The following is a 15,555-nucleotide window of genomic DNA, read 5'->3' as shown; positions in this document are numbered from 1 at the left end:
ACATGCGCCGCGTCGGACCTGTCGTCAGCTCGGCCCATCTGGCCAATTCGGAACTGCCCGAACTGTCCGAGGTGGAGTTCGCCATCACCATGGCCAACCACGCCTTCCAGCGCTGGATGACGCGCTGCGCGGCGGCGTCGGGGGCGCCCGGGATGGCGCCGCTTGAGGTGCTGGTGCTGCATCTGGTGCACCACCGCGAGCGGCCCAAGACGCTGGCCGATATCTGCCTGGTGCTCAATGTCGAGGACACCCATCTGGTCAACTACGCCCTGCGCAAGCTGGGCGAGCGGGGGCTGGTCGCGGCCGGCAAGAAGGGCAAGGAGAAAACCGTGTCGATCACCCCCGAGGGCGCGGCGCTGTGCGCCCGCTATGCCGAGGTGCGCGAGGCGCTGCTGGTCAAGGGCGTGGCCGCCGCCGGCATGGACCCCGACGAGATGTCCCGGCTGGCCGCGCTGCTGCGGGCGCTGTCGGGCAGCTATGACCAGGCGGCCCGGGCGGCGGCCGCGCTGTGACCCGCGCGCTCGCCGGGCTGGCCCGGCATGGCCGCTGGCTGCTGATCGCGGGGCTGGGGCTGGGCATCGTCTGGCCGGCCTTGGCGCGGGTCATGGCGCCGGCCATCGTGCCGCTGATCGCGCTGATGCTGTTTCTCGCCGCGCTGCGCCTCGGCCCCGCCGCCGCGCTGCCCGCGCGCAGCGGTCTGCCGCGGGCGGTGGCGGTGACGCTGGTCCTGCAACTGGCGCTGCCGCTGCTGGCCTGCGCCGTTCTGGGCGGGGCAGGGGGGCTGGGCACGGTGGCCGCGACGGGCGTGGTGCTGGTCCTGGCCGGGGCGCCGATCACCGGCACGCCGGGGCTGGCGGCGATGTGCGGCGCGGATGCGGGCGTGGCGATGCGGCAGCTGATCCTCGGCACCGCGCTTCTGCCGCTGAGCGCGGTGCCGGTCTTCCTGCTGCTGCCGGTCTTTCCCGATGTGCTTTCGGTGGTTGCCGGGGCCGCGCGGCTGCTGGGCGTGATCGCGCTGGCGACGGGGCTGGCGTTCTGGCTGCGCCGCGCGGTTCCGGCGCTGGCCGCACCCGCCGCGGGGCCGGCCATCGACGGGGCGATGGCGCTGGTCATGGGGCTGGTGGTGATCGGGCTGATGTCGGCGGTGGGGCCGGCGGCGCTGGCGCTCGATCCGGGGCTGATCGGCTACATGGCGCTGGCGTTCGCCCTGAACATCGGCCTGACCTACGGGATGTGGCGGGGCAGCCGCCGCGTGATGCCCGGGGCGCAGGCGGCGGGGCTGGCCGTCGCCGCCGGAAACCGCAACCTCGCGATCTTCCTCGCCGCGCTGCCGCCCGAGACGGTCGAGGCGCTGCTGCTGTTCGTCGGCTGCTACCAGGTGCCGATGTATCTGACGCCCCTGATCCTGCCGCGCCTGTTGCGGTGGGCGCCGGAGGCGCGTTAGGGCGCGGGCGATCCGATGCGCTCGATCGCGGCAACGGTTTCGCCGGCCACGGCCAGGGCCCGTCCGGTGGCGATCAGCATCTGCGGAAGCACCAGCCATTCCAGCGCCCATCCGGTGCCGGAGCGCTCCTGCTCATGCACCAGCGCGTGGTGCATGCCGGGCAGAAGCGTCGCGGTGTAGCGCGCCAGCGTGACCAGCAGCTCGGCGCGCACCGGGTTCTGCTTGTGCGGCATGGCCGAGGAGCCGCCGCCGCCCGACAGCCGGATCTCGTCGATGCCCTGCTGCGCCATCAGCGCCATGTCCTGCCCGATCTTGCCCAAGGTGCCCGCGACCAGCGACAGCCACGAGGCCAGCTCTCCCAGCCCGTCGCGCATCGCGTGCCAGGCCTTGGGCGGGTTGCCGAGGGCGAGGGCCGCGGCCAGCGCCGCGGCCACCGCGTCGCCCTTGCCGCCCAGAACGTGCCGGGTGCCCACCGCGCCGCCGAATTGCAGGCGCATGAGGCGAGGGGTCATCTCGGCCAGCCGCGCGCGGTGATCGGCCAGCGGCGCGCGCCAGCTTTCCACCCGGTCGGCCACGGTGACGGGCAGGGCGGCCTGCATCCGTGTGCGGCCCATCAGGGGCGCATCGCCATGTTCCGCGATCAGGGCCTCCAGCGCCGCCTCCAGCGCCGCCAGCCGCGCGTCGAAGAGCGGCAGCAGATCCTTCAGCGCCAGCACCAGCGCGCTGTCGGTCACGTCCTGCGAGGTCAGGCCGCGGTGGATCGCTGGGTGCAGCGTCGCCTCGGCCTGGGCCTTCAGCTGCTTCACCAGGTCGGGGACCACGACCCCGTCGCGCGCGGTGCCCGCGCGCAGGGCGGCCATGTCGAACGTCGCGGCCTCGATTGCCGCGGCGGCGCGCTCGGCGAGACCGGCCTCGACGACGCCCGCCGTCCCCAGCGCGCGGGAATAGGCTGCCTCGACCCGCCGCATCGCGGCCAACTGCGCCTGCGCCGACAGCGGCGCGGCGACCTCCTCGTCGGCGAAGAGGCCGCCCAGCCAGGGATGGGTGAAGGGATCGGGCCCCATCAGGCGCCCGCCGGCCGCAGCCCGAGGATCTCGCGCGCCTGCGCGGGCGTGGCCACGGGGCGGCCGTATTTCTCGCACAGATCGGCCGCGCGCCGGATCAGCGCGGCGTTCGACGGCGCCAGCGTGTCGCGGTCCAGCCGCACGTTGTCCTCAAGCCCGGCGCGGGTATGCCCGCCCGCCGCGATGGCCCATTCGTTGACCACGACTTGGTTCGGCCCGATGCCCGCGGCGCACCATTCGGCGCCCGGCGCGCGCTCGGCCATGATCCGGGCGTAGAAGTCGAACACCTGCTTGTCGGCGGGCATGGCGTTCTTCACGCCCATCACGAATTGCACATAGAGCTTGCCGTAAAGGCGGCCCTCTTCGTGCATCCTGATCGCCTGGAGGATGTGCGACAGATCGAACGCCTCCACCTCGGGCGTGATCTCGTATTTCACCATCTCGGAGGCGAGCCAGTCCACCAGATCCGGCGGGTTCTCGTAGACCCGGGTGGGGAAGTTGTTGGAGCCCACAGACAGCGAGGCCATGTCGGGGCGCAGGGGCAGCATGCCGCCGCGCGCCTGGCCCGCACCCGAGCGACCGCCGGTGGAGAACTGGATGATCACGCCGGGGCAGTGTTTCTCCAGCCCTTCCTTCAGCCGCGCGAATTTCTCGGGGTCGGAGCTGGGGGTGGCGTCCTCGTTGCGGACATGGGCGTGGATGATCGATGCGCCGGCCTCGACCGCCTCGTGGCTGCTCTCGACCTGTTCGGAGATCGAGATCGGCACCGCCGGGTTGTTTTCCTTGGTCGGCAGCGAGCCGGTGATGGCGCAGCACAGGATGCAGGGTTTGCTCATTTGTCCCTCATGTGACGGCGCGGCCCTTGGGGGCCGCGCGGATGGTCAGATGTCGAAGAAGACGGTCTCGTCGCCGCCCTGAAGCCGGATGTCGAAACGATAGACGACCTGGCCGTCGCGTTCCGTGCGCCGGGCGATCAGGGTCTGGCGGCGGCGCTCCCACTCGACGCCGTTGATCACCGGGTCGGCGGCGTTGGCCTCGGCCTCGTCGTCGAAATAGATCCGGGTGTTGAGGCCGATGTTGATGCCGCGCGCCACGATCCAGAGGTTGATATGCGGCGCCATCATCTGGCCGTTGCGGCCCATCACCGGGCCCGGCTTTACGGTGTCAAAGCCCCATTCGCCGGTGTCGAAATCGGTGATCACCCGGCCCCAGCCGCGAAAGCCCTCCTCGACCTCGCCGTCGTGTTCGGGATGGGCGTAGATGCCCTGCGAATTCGCCTGCCAGGCCTCCAGCAGGACATCCTTGACCGGGCTGCCGGTGCCGTCGATGACGATGCCCTCGACGCGGATGCGCTCTCCCTTGGCGTTGGGGCCGGCGATGTCCCAGCCCAGCTCCTGGCGGTAGATGTCGAATCCCGCGGCGCCCGGCGCGAGGCCGATATGGACGTAGGGGCCCGCGGTCTGCGAGGGGGTTTCCTTGAGATAGTCGAGCTTCTGTTCCATCAGTTCCCCTCCAGCCGGTTTTCGAACAGGGTCGAGCGGCGCCCGCGCAGCACGATGTCGAACTTGTAGGCGATCGTGTCCAGCGGGATCGTCGCGTTCAGGTCGAGCTTGGCCACGAGCTGCTGGATCGCGTCGGGATCGGGGATCGTGTTCACGATCGGGCAGCGCGGGATCAGCGGGTCGCCCTCGAAATAGAGCTGCGTGATCAGCCGCTGCGCGAAGGACGCGCCGAAAACCGACACATGGATATGCGCGGGCCGCCAGCTGTTGATGTAGTTGCGCCAGGGGTAGGCGCCGGGCTTGACGGTTCGGAAATAGTAATATCCGTTCTCGTCGGTCAGGGTCCGGCCACAGCCGCCGAAATTGGGGTCGATCGGCGCGAGATAGGTGTCCTTCTTGTGGCGGTAGCGGCCGCCGGCGTTGGCCTGCCAGATCTCGACCAGCGTGTTCGGCACGGGGCGGGCGTTCTCGTCCAGAACGCGGCCGTGCACGATGATCCGCTCGCCGATCGGGCTTTCGCCGGGCTGGGCGTAGTTGCTGATCAGGTCGTTGTCCAGCGGGTCGATGTCGTTGTGGCCGAACACCGGCCCGGTGATTTCGCTGGGGCTGTTTTCCAGCGAGATCAGCGCATATTGCGGCGAGCGCGTGACCGAGGTCTTGTAGCCCTTGTCAAAGGCCGGCGGGTGCCATTCCCGGTCGCGTTGGTAATATTCGCCCTTGTGGTTCATATCCGTCGTCTCCTCCCGTATCGGGCCGCGCGGCCCGCTTACTCCTCCGCCATTTCGGCATAAGTCTGCTTGGCCAGCTTGATGGCATGGTTCGCCTTCGGCACGCCGGCGTAGATCGCGACATGCTGGAACGCCTCGATCACGTCGCGCTCGCTCGCCCCGGTGCGGGCGGTCGCGCGCACATGCATCGGAATTTCCTCGAAATTGCCCGTGGCCGCCAGAAGCGCCAGCGTCAGCATCGAGCGTTCGCGCGGTGTGATCGCGTCGCTTGCCCAGACAGTGCCCCAGGCGGCCTCGGTGATCAACTCCTGAAACGGCGCGTCGAAATCGGTCTTGTTGGCCTCGGCGCGGTCGACATGCGCGTCGCCCAGGACCCCGCGGCGGATCTCCATCCCCCTGGCATAGCGTTCAGACATGTCCGACCTCTTCGATGAATGCGTTCAGTATTCCGGCGTAGCGTTCCGGCGCCTCGACCGGCGGCAGGTGTCCCGCGCCCTCGATCAGCGCGAAGCGCGCGCCGGCCACAAGATCGGCGGTGGCGCGGACCAGATCGGGCGGGCTGGCGCCGTCCTCGGAACCGGCGATGGCCAGCACGGGCAGGCGCAAGCCGCGGGTGCGTTCCGTCAGGTCGGCGCCGGCCAGCGCGTGACAGCAGCCCAGGTAGCCGTCCTTCGGCGTGCGCACCAGCATGTTGCGCCAGGCCTCCAGCTCATCGGTCGCGCGGAAGGCGGCGCCGAACCAGCGCTCCAGGATCGGCTCGGCCAGCGCGGCGATCCCGCCGGCCTCGATCGCGGCGATCCGGCCGGCCCACATCTCGGCCGTGCCCATCTTGGCTGCGGTGTTCGACAGCACCGCGGCGCGCACCAGGTCGGGCCGGCGCGCCGCCAGCCCCTGCGCGATCATGCCGCCGATGGAGAGTCCCACGAACAGGCTGTCGCGCACGCCCAGATGGTCGATAAGCGCCTCGGCGTCGGCGATCAGCGCCTCCATGTCGTAGGGCGCGGCGGGGCAGGACGACAGCCCATGCCCGCGCTTGTCGAAGCGGATCAGCCGCAGCCCCTGCGGCAGGCGCGGGATCACCTTGTCCCACAGCCGCAGATCGGTGCCCAGCGAATTGGCGAAGACCACCGGCCGGCCCGCCGGGTCGCCGTCCTCGCGCCAGTGCAGCGCGACATCGTTCAGCCTGGCCACCCGCATCAATAGGGCAGCCCGACATAGTTCTGCGCCAGCGCCGCCTGCGCCGCGTCGCTGTCGCGCAGGAATTCCAGCTCGGCGCGCTGCATCTTCAGGTCGAACGGGTCCTGGTCGGGGAAGCGGTGCAGCAACGAGGTCATCCACCAGCTGAAGCGCTCGGCCTTCCAGATCCGCGCCAGCGCCTTTTCGGAATAGCGGTCGATGCCCTCGGCGTCCTTCTCCTCATACCATTGCAGCAGCCCGTGATAGAGGTAATGCACGTCCGAGGCGGCGGTGTTCAGCCCCTTGGCGCCGGTCGGCGGCACGATGTGGGCCGCGTCCCCGCACAGGAACAGCCGGCCCCAGCGCATCGGCTCGGTCACGAAGCTGCGCAGCGGCGCGATGGATTTCTCGATTGAGGGGCCGGTGACCAGCCGGTCGGCGGCCTCGGCCGGGATGCGGCGGCGCAGCTCGTCCCAGAACGCCTGGTCGGACCAGTCCTCGACATGGTCGGACAGGCTGCACTGGATGTAATAGCGGCTGAGATTGGCGTTGCGCATCGAGCACAGCGCGAAGCCGCGGGTGGAGTTGGCGTAGATCAACTCGTCATTCACGGGCGGGGTTTCCGACAGGATGCCCAGCCAGCCGAACGGGTAGACCTTTTCATAGTCGGTGCGCACCGACTCGGGGATGGTCTGGCGGCTGACGCCGTGGAAGCCGTCGCAGCCGGCGACGAAATCGCAGTCGATCCGTTCCTCGCGGCCGTCCTTCACATAGGTCACATAGGGTGCGTCCGTGTCGGCGCCGTGGATCGCGACGTCGGCGGCCTCGAACACGGTCTTGGCGCCCACGGCCGCGCGCGCGTCATAGAGGTCGCGCGTCACCTCGGTCTGGCCATAGAGCACGACGCTGGTGCCGGTGTGCTTCTTGAAGTCGATACCGAACTGCGCGTCGTCGTAGGAGATGATGGTGCCGTCATGGATGAAGGCTTCGCGTTCCATCCGCTCGGCGGCGCCGGCCTCGCGCAGCAGGCTGACGAAGCCCTGCTCCAGGATGCCCGCCCGGATGCGGCCCAGCACATAGTCCCGGGTCTTGCGCTCCAGCACCACGGCGTCGATCCCCTTGCGGTGCAACAGCTGGCCCAGCAGCAGACCCGAGGGGCCGCCGCCCACGATCACGACTTGTGTTCTCATCCCTTGATCCTCCTGACGGCAAGGTGAATGAGTGGAAATCGAATGTAAAATGAGATAATGTCCGAAAAGGTTTCCTATTAGGGAAAGAAAGCCGTGATCGACCGCCGGATAAAATTCCGTCACATCCAGTGTTTCGTGGAAATCGTGCGGGAAAAAAGCATGAAGCGGGCGGCCGAACGCCTGTATCTGACCCAGCCGGCGATCTCCAAGACGCTGAAGGAGCTTGAGGATATCCTCGGGGCCACGCTGCTCAACCGGTCGCGCGCCGGCGTCGAGCTGACGAGAAAGGGCGAGGTCTTCCTGCATTTCGCCGAGATGAGCCTGGCCTCGCTGCAGCAGGGGCTCGACGGCGTGCGGCAGGCGGGCGACACCGGCAAGACGCGGCTGGCGGTGGGCGCGCTGCCCAGCGTTGCGGCGCGGCTGATGCCGGAGGTGGCGACCGAATTCTTCGATCTGGCCCCGCAGGTGACCCTCAGGATCGTGGACGGGCCGCACCGGTTTCTGATCGACCGGCTGCGCTCGGGCGAGTTGAACCTGGTGATCGGCCGGATGGGCGCGCCCGACAGCATGCAGGGGATCTCCTTCATGCAGCTTTACCACGAGCGGGTGGATTTCGTGGTGCGCGCGGGCCATCCCATTCTAGAGGACCCGGATCTCAAGCGGATCGGCGAATGGCCGGTGATCTACCCGCCTGAGGGGGCCGCGATCCGCCCGCTGGTGGAGCGTTACCTGATCGCCAACGGCGTGGGCGAACTGCCGACCCGTCTGGAGACGGTCTCGGGCGCCTTCGGGCGGGTCTTCACCCGCAATACCGACGCGATCTGGATCATTTCCTCCGGCGTGGTCGCGCATGAGATCGACGAGGGGCGGCTGGTGCGGCTGCCCTTCGACACCGCGATGACCCGGGGGCCGGTGGGGCTGATGACCCGCCCCGACACCGAGCCGACCCCGGCCGCGCGGCTGTTCGGCGTCGCGGTGCAGAACGCGATCGAACGGTTGGGCCTGTGACCCCCCGGGCGGTTGTTTTCCGTATTCGACAACAAAATTGGTGAATTACTCAATTTACATTCCGGTTCCGCTTGTCCAGCCTTTGCCCGGGGGGAATCCGTCTGACGCCGCACCGCTCAACTCGCGCTGCGCCATTCGGGGCCCTTGCTCGTTCGCCCGCCAGGGCGGGATGATAAGATGTCACCATGGGAGGACAGGATGACATTCGGAAAGACCATCACGCGGCTCGCATTCGGCCTCGGCGCCGGCCTGCTGGCGGCCTCGGCGTCGTATGCGGCGGATTATGAATTCAAGCTGCACCATTTTCTCAGCGCCAAGGCGCCTGCCCATACCAAGATGCTGGAGCCCTGGGCGCGCGCCGTCGAGGAGAACTCGGGCGGCAAGGTGAAGATCGAGATCTTCCCCTCCATGACGCTGGGCGGCCGTCCGCCGGAACTGATCACCCAGGCCCGCGATGGCGTGGTTGACCTGGTCTGGACGGTGAACGGCTATACCCCTGGCGTCTTCGCGCGCTCCGAGGTGTTCGAGCTTCCGAACGTCTTCACCAACGATCCCAAGGCCGCGAACCTGGCCATGGCCGCGATGTTCGAAAGCGACCTGAAGGACGACTACAAGGGCGTCGAGGTGATGTTCCTGCACACCCATGCGGGCAATGGCATCCACATGCGCGACACCGCGGTCCACAGCCCCGATGACCTGAAGGGCAAGAAGATGCGGATCCCGACCCGCACCGGCGCCTGGGTGATCGAGGCGCTCGGCGCCGCGCCCGCCGCGATGCCCGTGCCCGAGCTGCCGCCGGCGCTGCAAAAGGGCGTGATCGACGGCGCCTTCATCCCCTGGGAGATCATCCCACCGCTGAAGATCCAGGAGCAGACCAAGTACCAGATCGAGGGCGCCGACAACATGCGATTTGGCGGCACCGTGTTCCAGGTGTCGATGAACAAGGCACGCTGGGACAGCCTGCCTGCCGATATCCAGAAGGCGTTCCGCGACGCCTCCGGCACGGAATGGCTGGCCGAGGTGGGCGACATCTGGCGCGCCTCGGATGACTTCGGCATCGACCTCGCCGTCAAGGCCGGCAACGAGCATATCGTGCTGAGCGAAGAGGAAACCGCCGCCTTCTCCGCCGCGCTGGAGCCGGTGGTTGAACGCTGGGTCGACGAGGTCAAGGGCAAGGGCATCGACGGCGCGGCGCTGGTCGCCAAGGCGCGCGCCGCCATCGCAGAGGCCGCGGCCGACTGATGGACGCGCTGCCGCACACCGACGGCGCCGGGTTTCCCGGCGCCGTTCGCCGTCTGGTCACCGGCTGGGCGCTGCTCGGCGGGGCGCTGCTGCTGGTGGTTGTCGCGATCAACATGATCTCGGTGATCGGCGGCGTCTTCGGCACGCCCTTTCCCGGCGATTTCGAGCTGACCGAGATCGGCGTCGCCATCGCCGCCTTCGCCTTCCTGCCCTATTGCCAGGCGACGGGGGCGAATGTGACCGCCGACATCTTCACCGCCGGCGCCTCGACGCGCTGGATCGCCGGCTTCACCCTTCTGGGCTCGCTGGTGGCGCTGGTCTTCAGCGTGATCCTGATCTGGCGGATGTATCTCGGCATGATGGACCAGAAGGATTACGACTACACCACCGCGATCCTGCAGATCCCGCATTGGTGGGCCTTCCTGCCGATCCTGGTGTCGCTGGCGCTGCTGGCGCTGGCCGCCCTGGCCACGCTGCTGGAGGAATTCGAGACCGTGACAAAGGGGACGCATCGTGTCTGAGGCCATCGTAATGGGGCTGGGCGGGCTGGTCGCGCTGATCCTGCTGATCGGCATCCGCATGCCCATCGCCTATGCCATGATCCTCGTGGGCGGCATCGGCACGGTGATCCTGAACGGGCCGCTGCTGGTGCTCAGCCAGCTCAAGACGCTGGCCTATGGCCAGTTCTCGATCTACGACCTCTCGGTCGTGCCGATGTTCGTGCTGATGGGGGCGATCGCGTCGAAGGCGGGGCTGAGCCAGGCGCTGTTCCGCGCCGCGAACGCCTGGCTGGGCTGGCTGCGCGGCGGCACCGCCATGGCCGCCATCGCCGGTTGCGCGGGCTTCGGCGCGGTCTGCGGATCGTCGCTCGCCACCGCCTCGACGATGGGCAAGGTCGCCTTGCCGGAGTTGCGCCGCTACAACTACTCGGGCGCGCTGGCCACCGGCACGCTGGCGGCGGGGGGCGTGCTGGGCATCCTGATCCCGCCCTCGGTGGTGCTGATCATCTACGCGATCATCGTCGAGGCCAATATCGTCACCATGTTCATGGCGGCCTTCCTGCCGGGCATCCTGGCGGTGATCCTGTTCCTGCTGACCATCGCGGTCTACGTCGCGGTCCGCCCCGAGGCGGGGCCGCGCGGCGGCGCGCCCGACCGGCGCGAATTCACCGAGGCCACGGTGGGCGTGATCCCGGTCCTGGTGATCTTCGGACTGGTGATCGGGGGCATCTACCTGGGCCTTTTCAACCCGACCCCGGCGGCGGCGGTGGGGGTGGCGCTGGTGCTGGCCTTCGGCCTCGTGCAGCGCAAGCTGGCGCTGCCGGAGATGGTGGACGCGCTGAAGGAGACCGCCTCGACCACCGGCATGATCTACCTGATCCTGCTGGGCGCCGAGATGCTGAAGATCTTCATGTCGCGCTCCGGCCTGCCGCAGGAGGCCGCGACCTGGATCGCCGGCTCGGGGCTGGCGCCGATGACGATCATGATCCTGCTGCTGCTGGCGCTGGTGGCGCTGGGGTGCCTGATGGACAGCCTGTCGATGATCCTGCTGGTCATCCCGTTCTTCTGGCCGGTGCTGGTCGAGGTCAACGGCGGACTCTACCAGATGGCCGACGGCGCGGGCTATGGCATGAGCACCGAGGATCTGAAGATCTGGTTCGGCATCCTGGCCCTGATCGTGGTCGAGCTGGGGTTGATCACGCCGCCGGTGGGGATGAACGTCTTCGTCATCTCGTCGCTGGCCAAGGACACCCCGATGATCGAGACCTTCAAGGGCGTGATGCCCTTCTTCGCGGCCGAGATCCTGCGGGTCTCGATCCTGGTGGCCTTCCCGCCGGTCACGCTGTGGCTGCCGCGGCTGCTGTCCTAGCCGCTCAGCCGGTCTCGGCCAGGTAGGCGGCGCAGCCGGTCAGGGCGGCGGCGTCCTCCTCGATCACGAGGATCGGGAAGGCGGCCATGAGGTCGGCGAAGCGCCCCTTGTCGGCGAAGGCCTCGGCGAAACCGTAACCGGCCAGGTGGGGCGCGACGGCGCGGCCCACCGCGCCGGCCAGGTAGATCCCGCCGAAGGGCAGGGTGGCCAGCGCCAGATCGCCCGCCACCGTGCCCAGAATCCGCACGAACAGCCGCAGCGTTTCGCGCGCCGCCGGTTCGCCGGCGGTCGCACCGGCCATGATCTCGGGCGCGCTGGCCGCATGCGGGGTGCCGGCATGGGTGGTCAGCCAGCCATGCAGCCGCTCCAGCCCGGGGCCCGACAGCGCGTCCTCGACCGTGGCATGGCGGGTGCCGCCGCTGATCTGGCGCGCCATGTCGAGATCGGCGGCGCTGAAACAGGGCAGCGAGACATGGCCGGTCTCCGAGGCGGTGGCGTAGCGCCCGCCGGGGCCGGTGTAGACCGTGGCGCTGTTGAACCCGGTGCCGATCCCGATCACCAGCCGTGTCGCGCCCTCGGCCGCGGGCTGGCCGGGGCGGATCTGGCGCAGCGCGCCCCCGGGCAGCGCTGCCAGCGCGTAGCCATGCGCCTGCAGGTCGTTCAGCAGGCCCGCGCGCGCCACGCCGGTGGCGCGCTTCAGGGTGGGCAGGTCGATGTTCCAGTCGATGTTGGTCATGTGGCCCACGCCGTCGTGCACCGGCCCGGCCAGCGCCAGGCAGGCGGCCGCGGGCCGCGCGCCGGTGTCCTCCAGAAAGGTCCGCAGGATGTCTTGCAGGCTGGCGTGATCGGCGTTGCGGTATCGCCTGAGCGCGCCGCTGAGCAGCGAACGCCCCCGCGCCAGCGCGATGCGGGTGTTGGTGGCGCCGATATCGGCCACGAGGCTCAGCGGGGCGGCTGCGGGCATGTCGCGGGCTCCTGTCCGGGCGGGCCGGGGCCCGTTCCCTCCCGTGATACGGGGCTTGGGGGCCTCGCCGCAAGATGCGGGGCGCGCGGGGCGGGGTGTCGCGTGGCCGGAAAAGAAAAAGGGCCCGTGCCGGGGCCCTGTCGCCAGGGGCGCGGAAACCGCGCCCCTGAGGGTTTTGGTGCTCAGCCCCGTTACACCTGTCCCGGCAGCCAGAGCACGATCGTCGGGAAGGCCACCAACAGGCCGATGGTGACGGCGTCGGCGACGAAGAAGGGGGTGACGCCTTTGAACACGTCCTGCACCGAGATGTCGTCGCGCACGCCGGCCACCACGAAGCAGTTCAGCCCGATCGGCGGGGTGATCAGGCAGAACTCGGCCATCTTCACCACCAGGATGCCGAACCAGATCGCGCACATCGGACCCGACATGCCGAAGGCGCTGTCGGCCGCGCTGACCATCTCGCCCCCGTTCAGGGCCATCACCGCCGGGTAAACCACCGGCAGGGTCAGCAGAAGCATCCCGATCGCATCCATGAACATGCCCAGCACGGCATAGGCCAGAAGGATCAGCAGCAGCGTCACCATCGGCGGCTGGTGCAGGCTGGTGATCCAGTCCGCGAAGGCCCCGGGCAGGTCGGCAAAGCCGAGGAAACGGACATAGATCAGGACGCCCCAGATGATGGTGAAGATCATCGCGCTGAGCTTCGCCGTCTCCAGCAGCGCGTCCTTCAGCTGGCTCCAGCGCATGCCGCGGTAGAGCGCCATGCAGAAGACCACGAAGGCCCCCAGCGCGCCGCCCTCGGTGGGCGTGCCCCAGGCGTCGCCGCCAAACGGGTTGTAGATGAAGAAGACGATGATCAGCACCACGAAGAAGATCGGGAAGGCCGGCGGCAGGGCGGCAAAGCGCTGCTTCCAGCTGAAGCCTTTGACCGGCGGGCCGAATTTCGGCAGCACCAGCGCGAGGCCCACGATCAGGCAGCCATAGATCACCGCCGAGAACGCGCCGGGGATGAACCCCGCGAGCAGAAGCTTGCCCACGTCCTGTTCCACGATGATGGCGTAGATCACAAGGATCGCCGAGGGCGGGATCAGCGAGGCCAGCGTGCCGCCCGCGGCCACGACGCCCGCGGCGAAGCGCTTGTCATAGCCGACCTTCAGCATCTCGGGGATGGCGATGCGGGCGAAGACCGCCGCCGTGGCGACCGAGGCGCCCGACACCGCCGCGAACCCCGCGGTGGCGAAGATGGTGGACACCGCCAACCCGCCCGGCAACCAGCCGACCCAGCGTTTCGCGGCCTCGAACAGCGCCTTGGTGAGCCCCGCGTAATAGGCGAGATAGCCGATCAGGATGAAGGTCGGGATCAGGCTCAGCGCCTGGCTGGCGACCTTGGAATGGGGCACCTGACCCGCGGTCTTGACCGCCACCGTCAGCGCCCAGCCGAAATCGTCGGGGGCGTAGCCCTTCTTGGCCCAGAAGATCCAGATCAGCCCGACCAGGCCCGACAGCGCCGCGGCAAAGGCCACGCGCATGCCCAGCAGGACCAGGACCAGCATGCCCAGCGAGACATAGATGCCAATTTCAATAGGTTCCATTGCCCGCCCTCTCAGTCATCTGCGCCAGAGACCATTTCGGCCTCGGAGGCGGCCTGTTCGGCCGCCGATTGCACCAGCGGCACCGCGATCGGCTCCACCAGGTCGAGCACGAAGGCCCGGGCATAGCCCCACAACTGCAGAACGAAGCGCAGGCACAGCACCGAAAAGGCCACCGGCGCCAGCAGCTTGGCCGGCCACAGCGGCAGGGCGATGTCGATGGAGCTGTCGCGGCTCCACAGCGGCGCGGCCCAGTCGAAGCTGCGCTGGAAATGCGCCCAGCTGCCCCAGACCAGCAGCACCATGAGCACCAGCGCGACGAGCGTGGTCAGGAATTCGGCCGCCCAGAGCGCGCGCCCCTTCAGGGTGCCCACCAGAATGTCCATGCGGATATGTCCGCCGTCGCGCTGGGTGTAGGAGATCCCCATGAAGGCGATCAGGGGCATCGCCTGTTCGATCCAGTCGACATAGCCCGGAAGAGGCTGGTTGAACAGGTTGCGCCCGCTCACCGAGATCACGGCCAGCACCATCAGCATGAACACCGCGATGCCGCTGATCAGCCCCAGCACGCGCTCTATTCGGAATAGTCCCCTGTCCAGACGGCTCAACCCCGAGCCGTCTTCCAGCACAGCCGCAGATCCCGCCATGCTTTCCCCCTTTTTTGTTGTTCTGTAATTGAAAAGGGCCGCCACGCAAGACATGCGGGCGGCCCGTTCTTTGGCGTCAGTTCTTGGCGCGGAAATCTTCCAGCGTCTTCATCACCAGGTCATAGAGCTCCTGGCCGGGGATGCCCTGGGCCGTCACCTTCTCGATCCAGGCGTCGCGGGCGGGGCCAGCGGCCTTTTCGCGGAACAGCGCCAGTTCCTCTTCCGAGAAATGCACCTTCTTCACGTTCTTCTCGGCCAGAACCGATTCCCAGCGCTCCAGCAGCTTGCCGTAGTTGGCGATGTAGAAGTCGACCGCCTCTTCGACCGAGCTGTCCAGCGCCTCGCGGTGGGCGTCCGACAGGCCCTCATAGGCGTCGATGTTCACCACCACCGGGCAGTTGACGGTGCCGGGGTTGAGGTTTTCCGTCCACCAGGTCGCCTGGTCGATGGTGCGGAAGCTGAGATGCGCGTGGGGGGCGAAGGCCACCGTGTCCACCACACCCGATTCCATCGCGTTGTAGGCCTCCGAGGAGGTCACGCTGGTGGGCACCGCGCCGACGGTGCGGAAGGCATCGCCCAGGCCGCCGGTCGCGCGCACGCGCATCCCTTCCATCTTGGCCAGGGTGTCGCGCGGCTCGCCGGTGCCGACGAGGTTGTACTGCGGCATCGGGCTCGGCATCAGCAGGCGGGCGTTCCAGCGCGCCAGGTCCTTCTGGGCCGCCGGATGGGCGTAGACCGCGTTCGAGACGGCGACCTCCTCTTCGAGCGTGTTCACGCCCAGGAAGGGCAGTTCCAGCACGGTCACGGAGGGGTTCTTGTCCTCGTGGTAGCCGGCGCAGATCTGCGCCATCTCGAAGGCGCCGATGCTGATGCCGTCGAGGTTCTCGGTGTTCTTCGACAGACCGCCATAGCTGACGTTCATGGTGAACTCGCCATTGGTCTTCTGCGCCACCAGCTCGGCCAGCTTTTCGATGTTCTCGGTGAAGGCGCGACGCTTGCCCCAGACCGAAACATTCCATTCCTCGGCCACGGCCGCCTCGGTGGCGAAGCCCAGCGCAAGCGCCGTCAGGGCCGCTTTGCCCAGCAGTTTCTTCATAAGTGTCCTCCCATTGAGTTGGTCTATCCCCAGTCC

17 protein-coding genes are annotated in these 15,555 nt (G+C 68.4%); 6 read left to right on the top strand and 11 right to left on the bottom strand.

The window, feature by feature from the left end; genetic code table 11:
- Positions 1-2: 2 nt before the first annotated feature.
- The gene (locus KCI33_RS03220; protein ID WP_249138878.1) at positions 3-512 is read left to right on the top strand and encodes a winged helix DNA-binding protein; all 510 of its coding nucleotides are present in this window, start codon (positions 3-5) and stop codon (positions 510-512) included.
- Positions 509-1,444 (top strand): hypothetical protein, encoded by a 936-nt coding sequence (locus tag KCI33_RS03215; RefSeq protein ID WP_349252169.1) that lies wholly within the window; start codon positions 509-511, stop codon positions 1,442-1,444. The genes KCI33_RS03220 and KCI33_RS03215 overlap by 4 nt, the downstream gene beginning before the upstream one ends.
- Here KCI33_RS03215 and KCI33_RS03210 read toward each other — a convergent pair.
- Genes KCI33_RS03210 through pobA form a run of 7 tightly spaced genes read right to left on the bottom strand, consistent with a single transcriptional unit; the run spans position 1,441 to position 7,104 of the window.
- Complete coding sequence (locus tag KCI33_RS03210; RefSeq protein WP_212523308.1) at positions 1,441-2,508, bottom strand: 3-carboxy-cis,cis-muconate cycloisomerase; 1,068 nt, start codon at positions 2,506-2,508, stop codon at positions 1,441-1,443. The genes KCI33_RS03215 and KCI33_RS03210 overlap by 4 nt on opposite strands.
- Positions 2,508-3,344, bottom strand: a complete 837-nt coding sequence (locus tag KCI33_RS03205; protein WP_212523307.1) for a 3-keto-5-aminohexanoate cleavage protein — start codon at positions 3,342-3,344, stop codon at positions 2,508-2,510. The genes KCI33_RS03210 and KCI33_RS03205 overlap by 1 nt, the downstream gene beginning before the upstream one ends.
- A gap of 45 nt (positions 3,345-3,389) precedes the next feature.
- Positions 3,390-4,010 carry a protocatechuate 3,4-dioxygenase subunit alpha gene (pcaG, locus tag KCI33_RS03200; RefSeq protein ID WP_212523306.1) on the bottom strand — a complete coding sequence of 207 codons (621 nt, stop codon included), beginning with the start codon at positions 4,008-4,010 and terminating at the stop codon, positions 3,390-3,392.
- The gene (gene pcaH / locus KCI33_RS03195) at positions 4,010-4,738 is read right to left on the bottom strand and encodes a protocatechuate 3,4-dioxygenase subunit beta (protein ID WP_212523305.1); all 729 of its coding nucleotides are present in this window, start codon (positions 4,736-4,738) and stop codon (positions 4,010-4,012) included. The genes pcaG and pcaH overlap by 1 nt, the downstream gene beginning before the upstream one ends.
- A 38-nt stretch (positions 4,739-4,776) precedes the next feature.
- Complete coding sequence (pcaC, locus tag KCI33_RS03190) at positions 4,777-5,154, bottom strand: 4-carboxymuconolactone decarboxylase (protein WP_212523304.1); 378 nt, start codon at positions 5,152-5,154, stop codon at positions 4,777-4,779.
- Positions 5,147-5,935: a 3-oxoadipate enol-lactonase gene (gene pcaD, locus KCI33_RS03185; RefSeq protein ID WP_212523303.1), complete on the bottom strand. Its 789-nt coding sequence runs from the start codon at positions 5,933-5,935 to the stop codon at positions 5,147-5,149. The genes pcaC and pcaD overlap by 8 nt, the downstream gene beginning before the upstream one ends.
- Positions 5,935-7,104, bottom strand: coding sequence for a 4-hydroxybenzoate 3-monooxygenase (gene pobA / locus KCI33_RS03180; RefSeq protein ID WP_212523302.1), 1,170 nt, complete (start codon positions 7,102-7,104; stop codon positions 5,935-5,937). Before pobA ends, pcaD begins: the two co-directional genes overlap by 1 nt.
- 93 nt (positions 7,105-7,197) lie before the next feature.
- Here pobA and pcaQ point away from each other — a divergent pair, with 93 nt between their 5' ends.
- The 4 genes from pcaQ to KCI33_RS03160 all read left to right on the top strand — a co-directional run bounded on the left by pcaQ (position 7,198) and on the right by KCI33_RS03160 (position 11,223).
- A complete protein-coding gene (gene pcaQ, locus KCI33_RS03175; RefSeq protein ID WP_212523301.1) occupies positions 7,198-8,112 on the top strand; it encodes a pca operon transcription factor PcaQ in 915 nt (304 codons plus the stop codon).
- A gap of 198 nt (positions 8,113-8,310) precedes the next feature.
- Positions 8,311-9,354, top strand: coding sequence for a TRAP transporter substrate-binding protein (locus KCI33_RS03170; RefSeq protein WP_212523300.1), 1,044 nt, complete (start codon positions 8,311-8,313; stop codon positions 9,352-9,354).
- On the top strand, positions 9,354-9,875 hold the full coding sequence (locus tag KCI33_RS03165; protein WP_212523299.1) for a TRAP transporter small permease: 522 nt from the start codon (positions 9,354-9,356) through the stop codon (positions 9,873-9,875). Before KCI33_RS03170 ends, KCI33_RS03165 begins: the two co-directional genes overlap by 1 nt.
- A complete protein-coding gene (locus KCI33_RS03160; RefSeq protein WP_212523298.1) occupies positions 9,868-11,223 on the top strand; it encodes a TRAP transporter large permease in 1,356 nt (451 codons plus the stop codon). Before KCI33_RS03165 ends, KCI33_RS03160 begins: the two co-directional genes overlap by 8 nt.
- Before the next feature lie 4 nt (positions 11,224-11,227).
- Here the strand turns inward: KCI33_RS03160 and KCI33_RS03155 are convergent, their stop codons facing one another.
- The 4 genes from KCI33_RS03155 to KCI33_RS03140 all read right to left on the bottom strand — a co-directional run bounded on the left by KCI33_RS03155 (position 11,228) and on the right by KCI33_RS03140 (position 15,519).
- On the bottom strand, positions 11,228-12,187 hold the full coding sequence (locus KCI33_RS03155; protein ID WP_212523297.1) for an ROK family protein: 960 nt from the start codon (positions 12,185-12,187) through the stop codon (positions 11,228-11,230).
- Between the two features lie 191 nt (positions 12,188-12,378).
- Positions 12,379-13,779, bottom strand: a complete 1,401-nt coding sequence (locus KCI33_RS03150) for a TRAP transporter large permease (protein WP_212523296.1) — start codon at positions 13,777-13,779, stop codon at positions 12,379-12,381.
- 11 nt (positions 13,780-13,790) lie between these two features.
- On the bottom strand, positions 13,791-14,423 hold the full coding sequence (locus KCI33_RS03145) for a TRAP transporter small permease (protein WP_212523295.1): 633 nt from the start codon (positions 14,421-14,423) through the stop codon (positions 13,791-13,793).
- A gap of 76 nt (positions 14,424-14,499) precedes the next feature.
- Positions 14,500-15,519: a C4-dicarboxylate TRAP transporter substrate-binding protein gene (locus tag KCI33_RS03140; RefSeq protein WP_212523294.1), complete on the bottom strand. Its 1,020-nt coding sequence runs from the start codon at positions 15,517-15,519 to the stop codon at positions 14,500-14,502.
- Between the last annotated feature and the right edge of the window lie 36 nt (positions 15,520-15,555).

Source organism: Actibacterium sp. MT2.3-13A (assembly GCF_018139985.1).
In the GTDB taxonomy this organism is placed as follows: Bacteria; Pseudomonadota; Alphaproteobacteria; order Rhodobacterales; family Rhodobacteraceae; genus JAGSOU01.
This window is presented reverse-complemented; position numbering and strand designations above follow the sequence as displayed.

Excerpts from the sequence above, each read along its gene's own strand:
- pcaH (WP_212523305.1), bottom strand. The coding sequence starts at position 4,738 with ATGAACCACAAGGGCGAATATTACCAACGCGACCGGGAATGGCACCCG.
- KCI33_RS03150 (WP_212523296.1), bottom strand. The coding sequence starts at position 13,779 with ATGGAACCTATTGAAATTGGCATCTATGTCTCGCTGGGCATGCTGGTC.
- KCI33_RS03220 (WP_249138878.1), top strand. The coding sequence starts at position 3 with ATGCGCCGCGTCGGACCTGTCGTCAGCTCGGCCCATCTGGCCAATTCG.
- KCI33_RS03140 (WP_212523294.1), bottom strand. The coding sequence starts at position 15,519 with ATGAAGAAACTGCTGGGCAAAGCGGCCCTGACGGCGCTTGCGCTGGGC.
- pcaD (WP_212523303.1), bottom strand. The coding sequence starts at position 5,935 with ATGCGGGTGGCCAGGCTGAACGATGTCGCGCTGCACTGGCGCGAGGAC.
- pcaC (WP_212523304.1), bottom strand. The coding sequence starts at position 5,154 with ATGTCTGAACGCTATGCCAGGGGGATGGAGATCCGCCGCGGGGTCCTG.
- KCI33_RS03165 (WP_212523299.1), top strand. The coding sequence starts at position 9,354 with ATGGACGCGCTGCCGCACACCGACGGCGCCGGGTTTCCCGGCGCCGTT.
- KCI33_RS03170 (WP_212523300.1), top strand. The coding sequence starts at position 8,311 with ATGACATTCGGAAAGACCATCACGCGGCTCGCATTCGGCCTCGGCGCC.
- KCI33_RS03205 (WP_212523307.1), bottom strand. The coding sequence starts at position 3,344 with ATGAGCAAACCCTGCATCCTGTGCTGCGCCATCACCGGCTCGCTGCCG.
- KCI33_RS03145 (WP_212523295.1), bottom strand. The coding sequence starts at position 14,423 with ATGGCGGGATCTGCGGCTGTGCTGGAAGACGGCTCGGGGTTGAGCCGT.
- KCI33_RS03155 (WP_212523297.1), bottom strand. The coding sequence starts at position 12,187 with ATGCCCGCAGCCGCCCCGCTGAGCCTCGTGGCCGATATCGGCGCCACC.
- KCI33_RS03210 (WP_212523308.1), bottom strand. The coding sequence starts at position 2,508 with ATGGGGCCCGATCCCTTCACCCATCCCTGGCTGGGCGGCCTCTTCGCC.
- pobA (WP_212523302.1), bottom strand. The coding sequence starts at position 7,104 with ATGAGAACACAAGTCGTGATCGTGGGCGGCGGCCCCTCGGGTCTGCTG.
- pcaG (WP_212523306.1), bottom strand. The coding sequence starts at position 4,010 with ATGGAACAGAAGCTCGACTATCTCAAGGAAACCCCCTCGCAGACCGCG.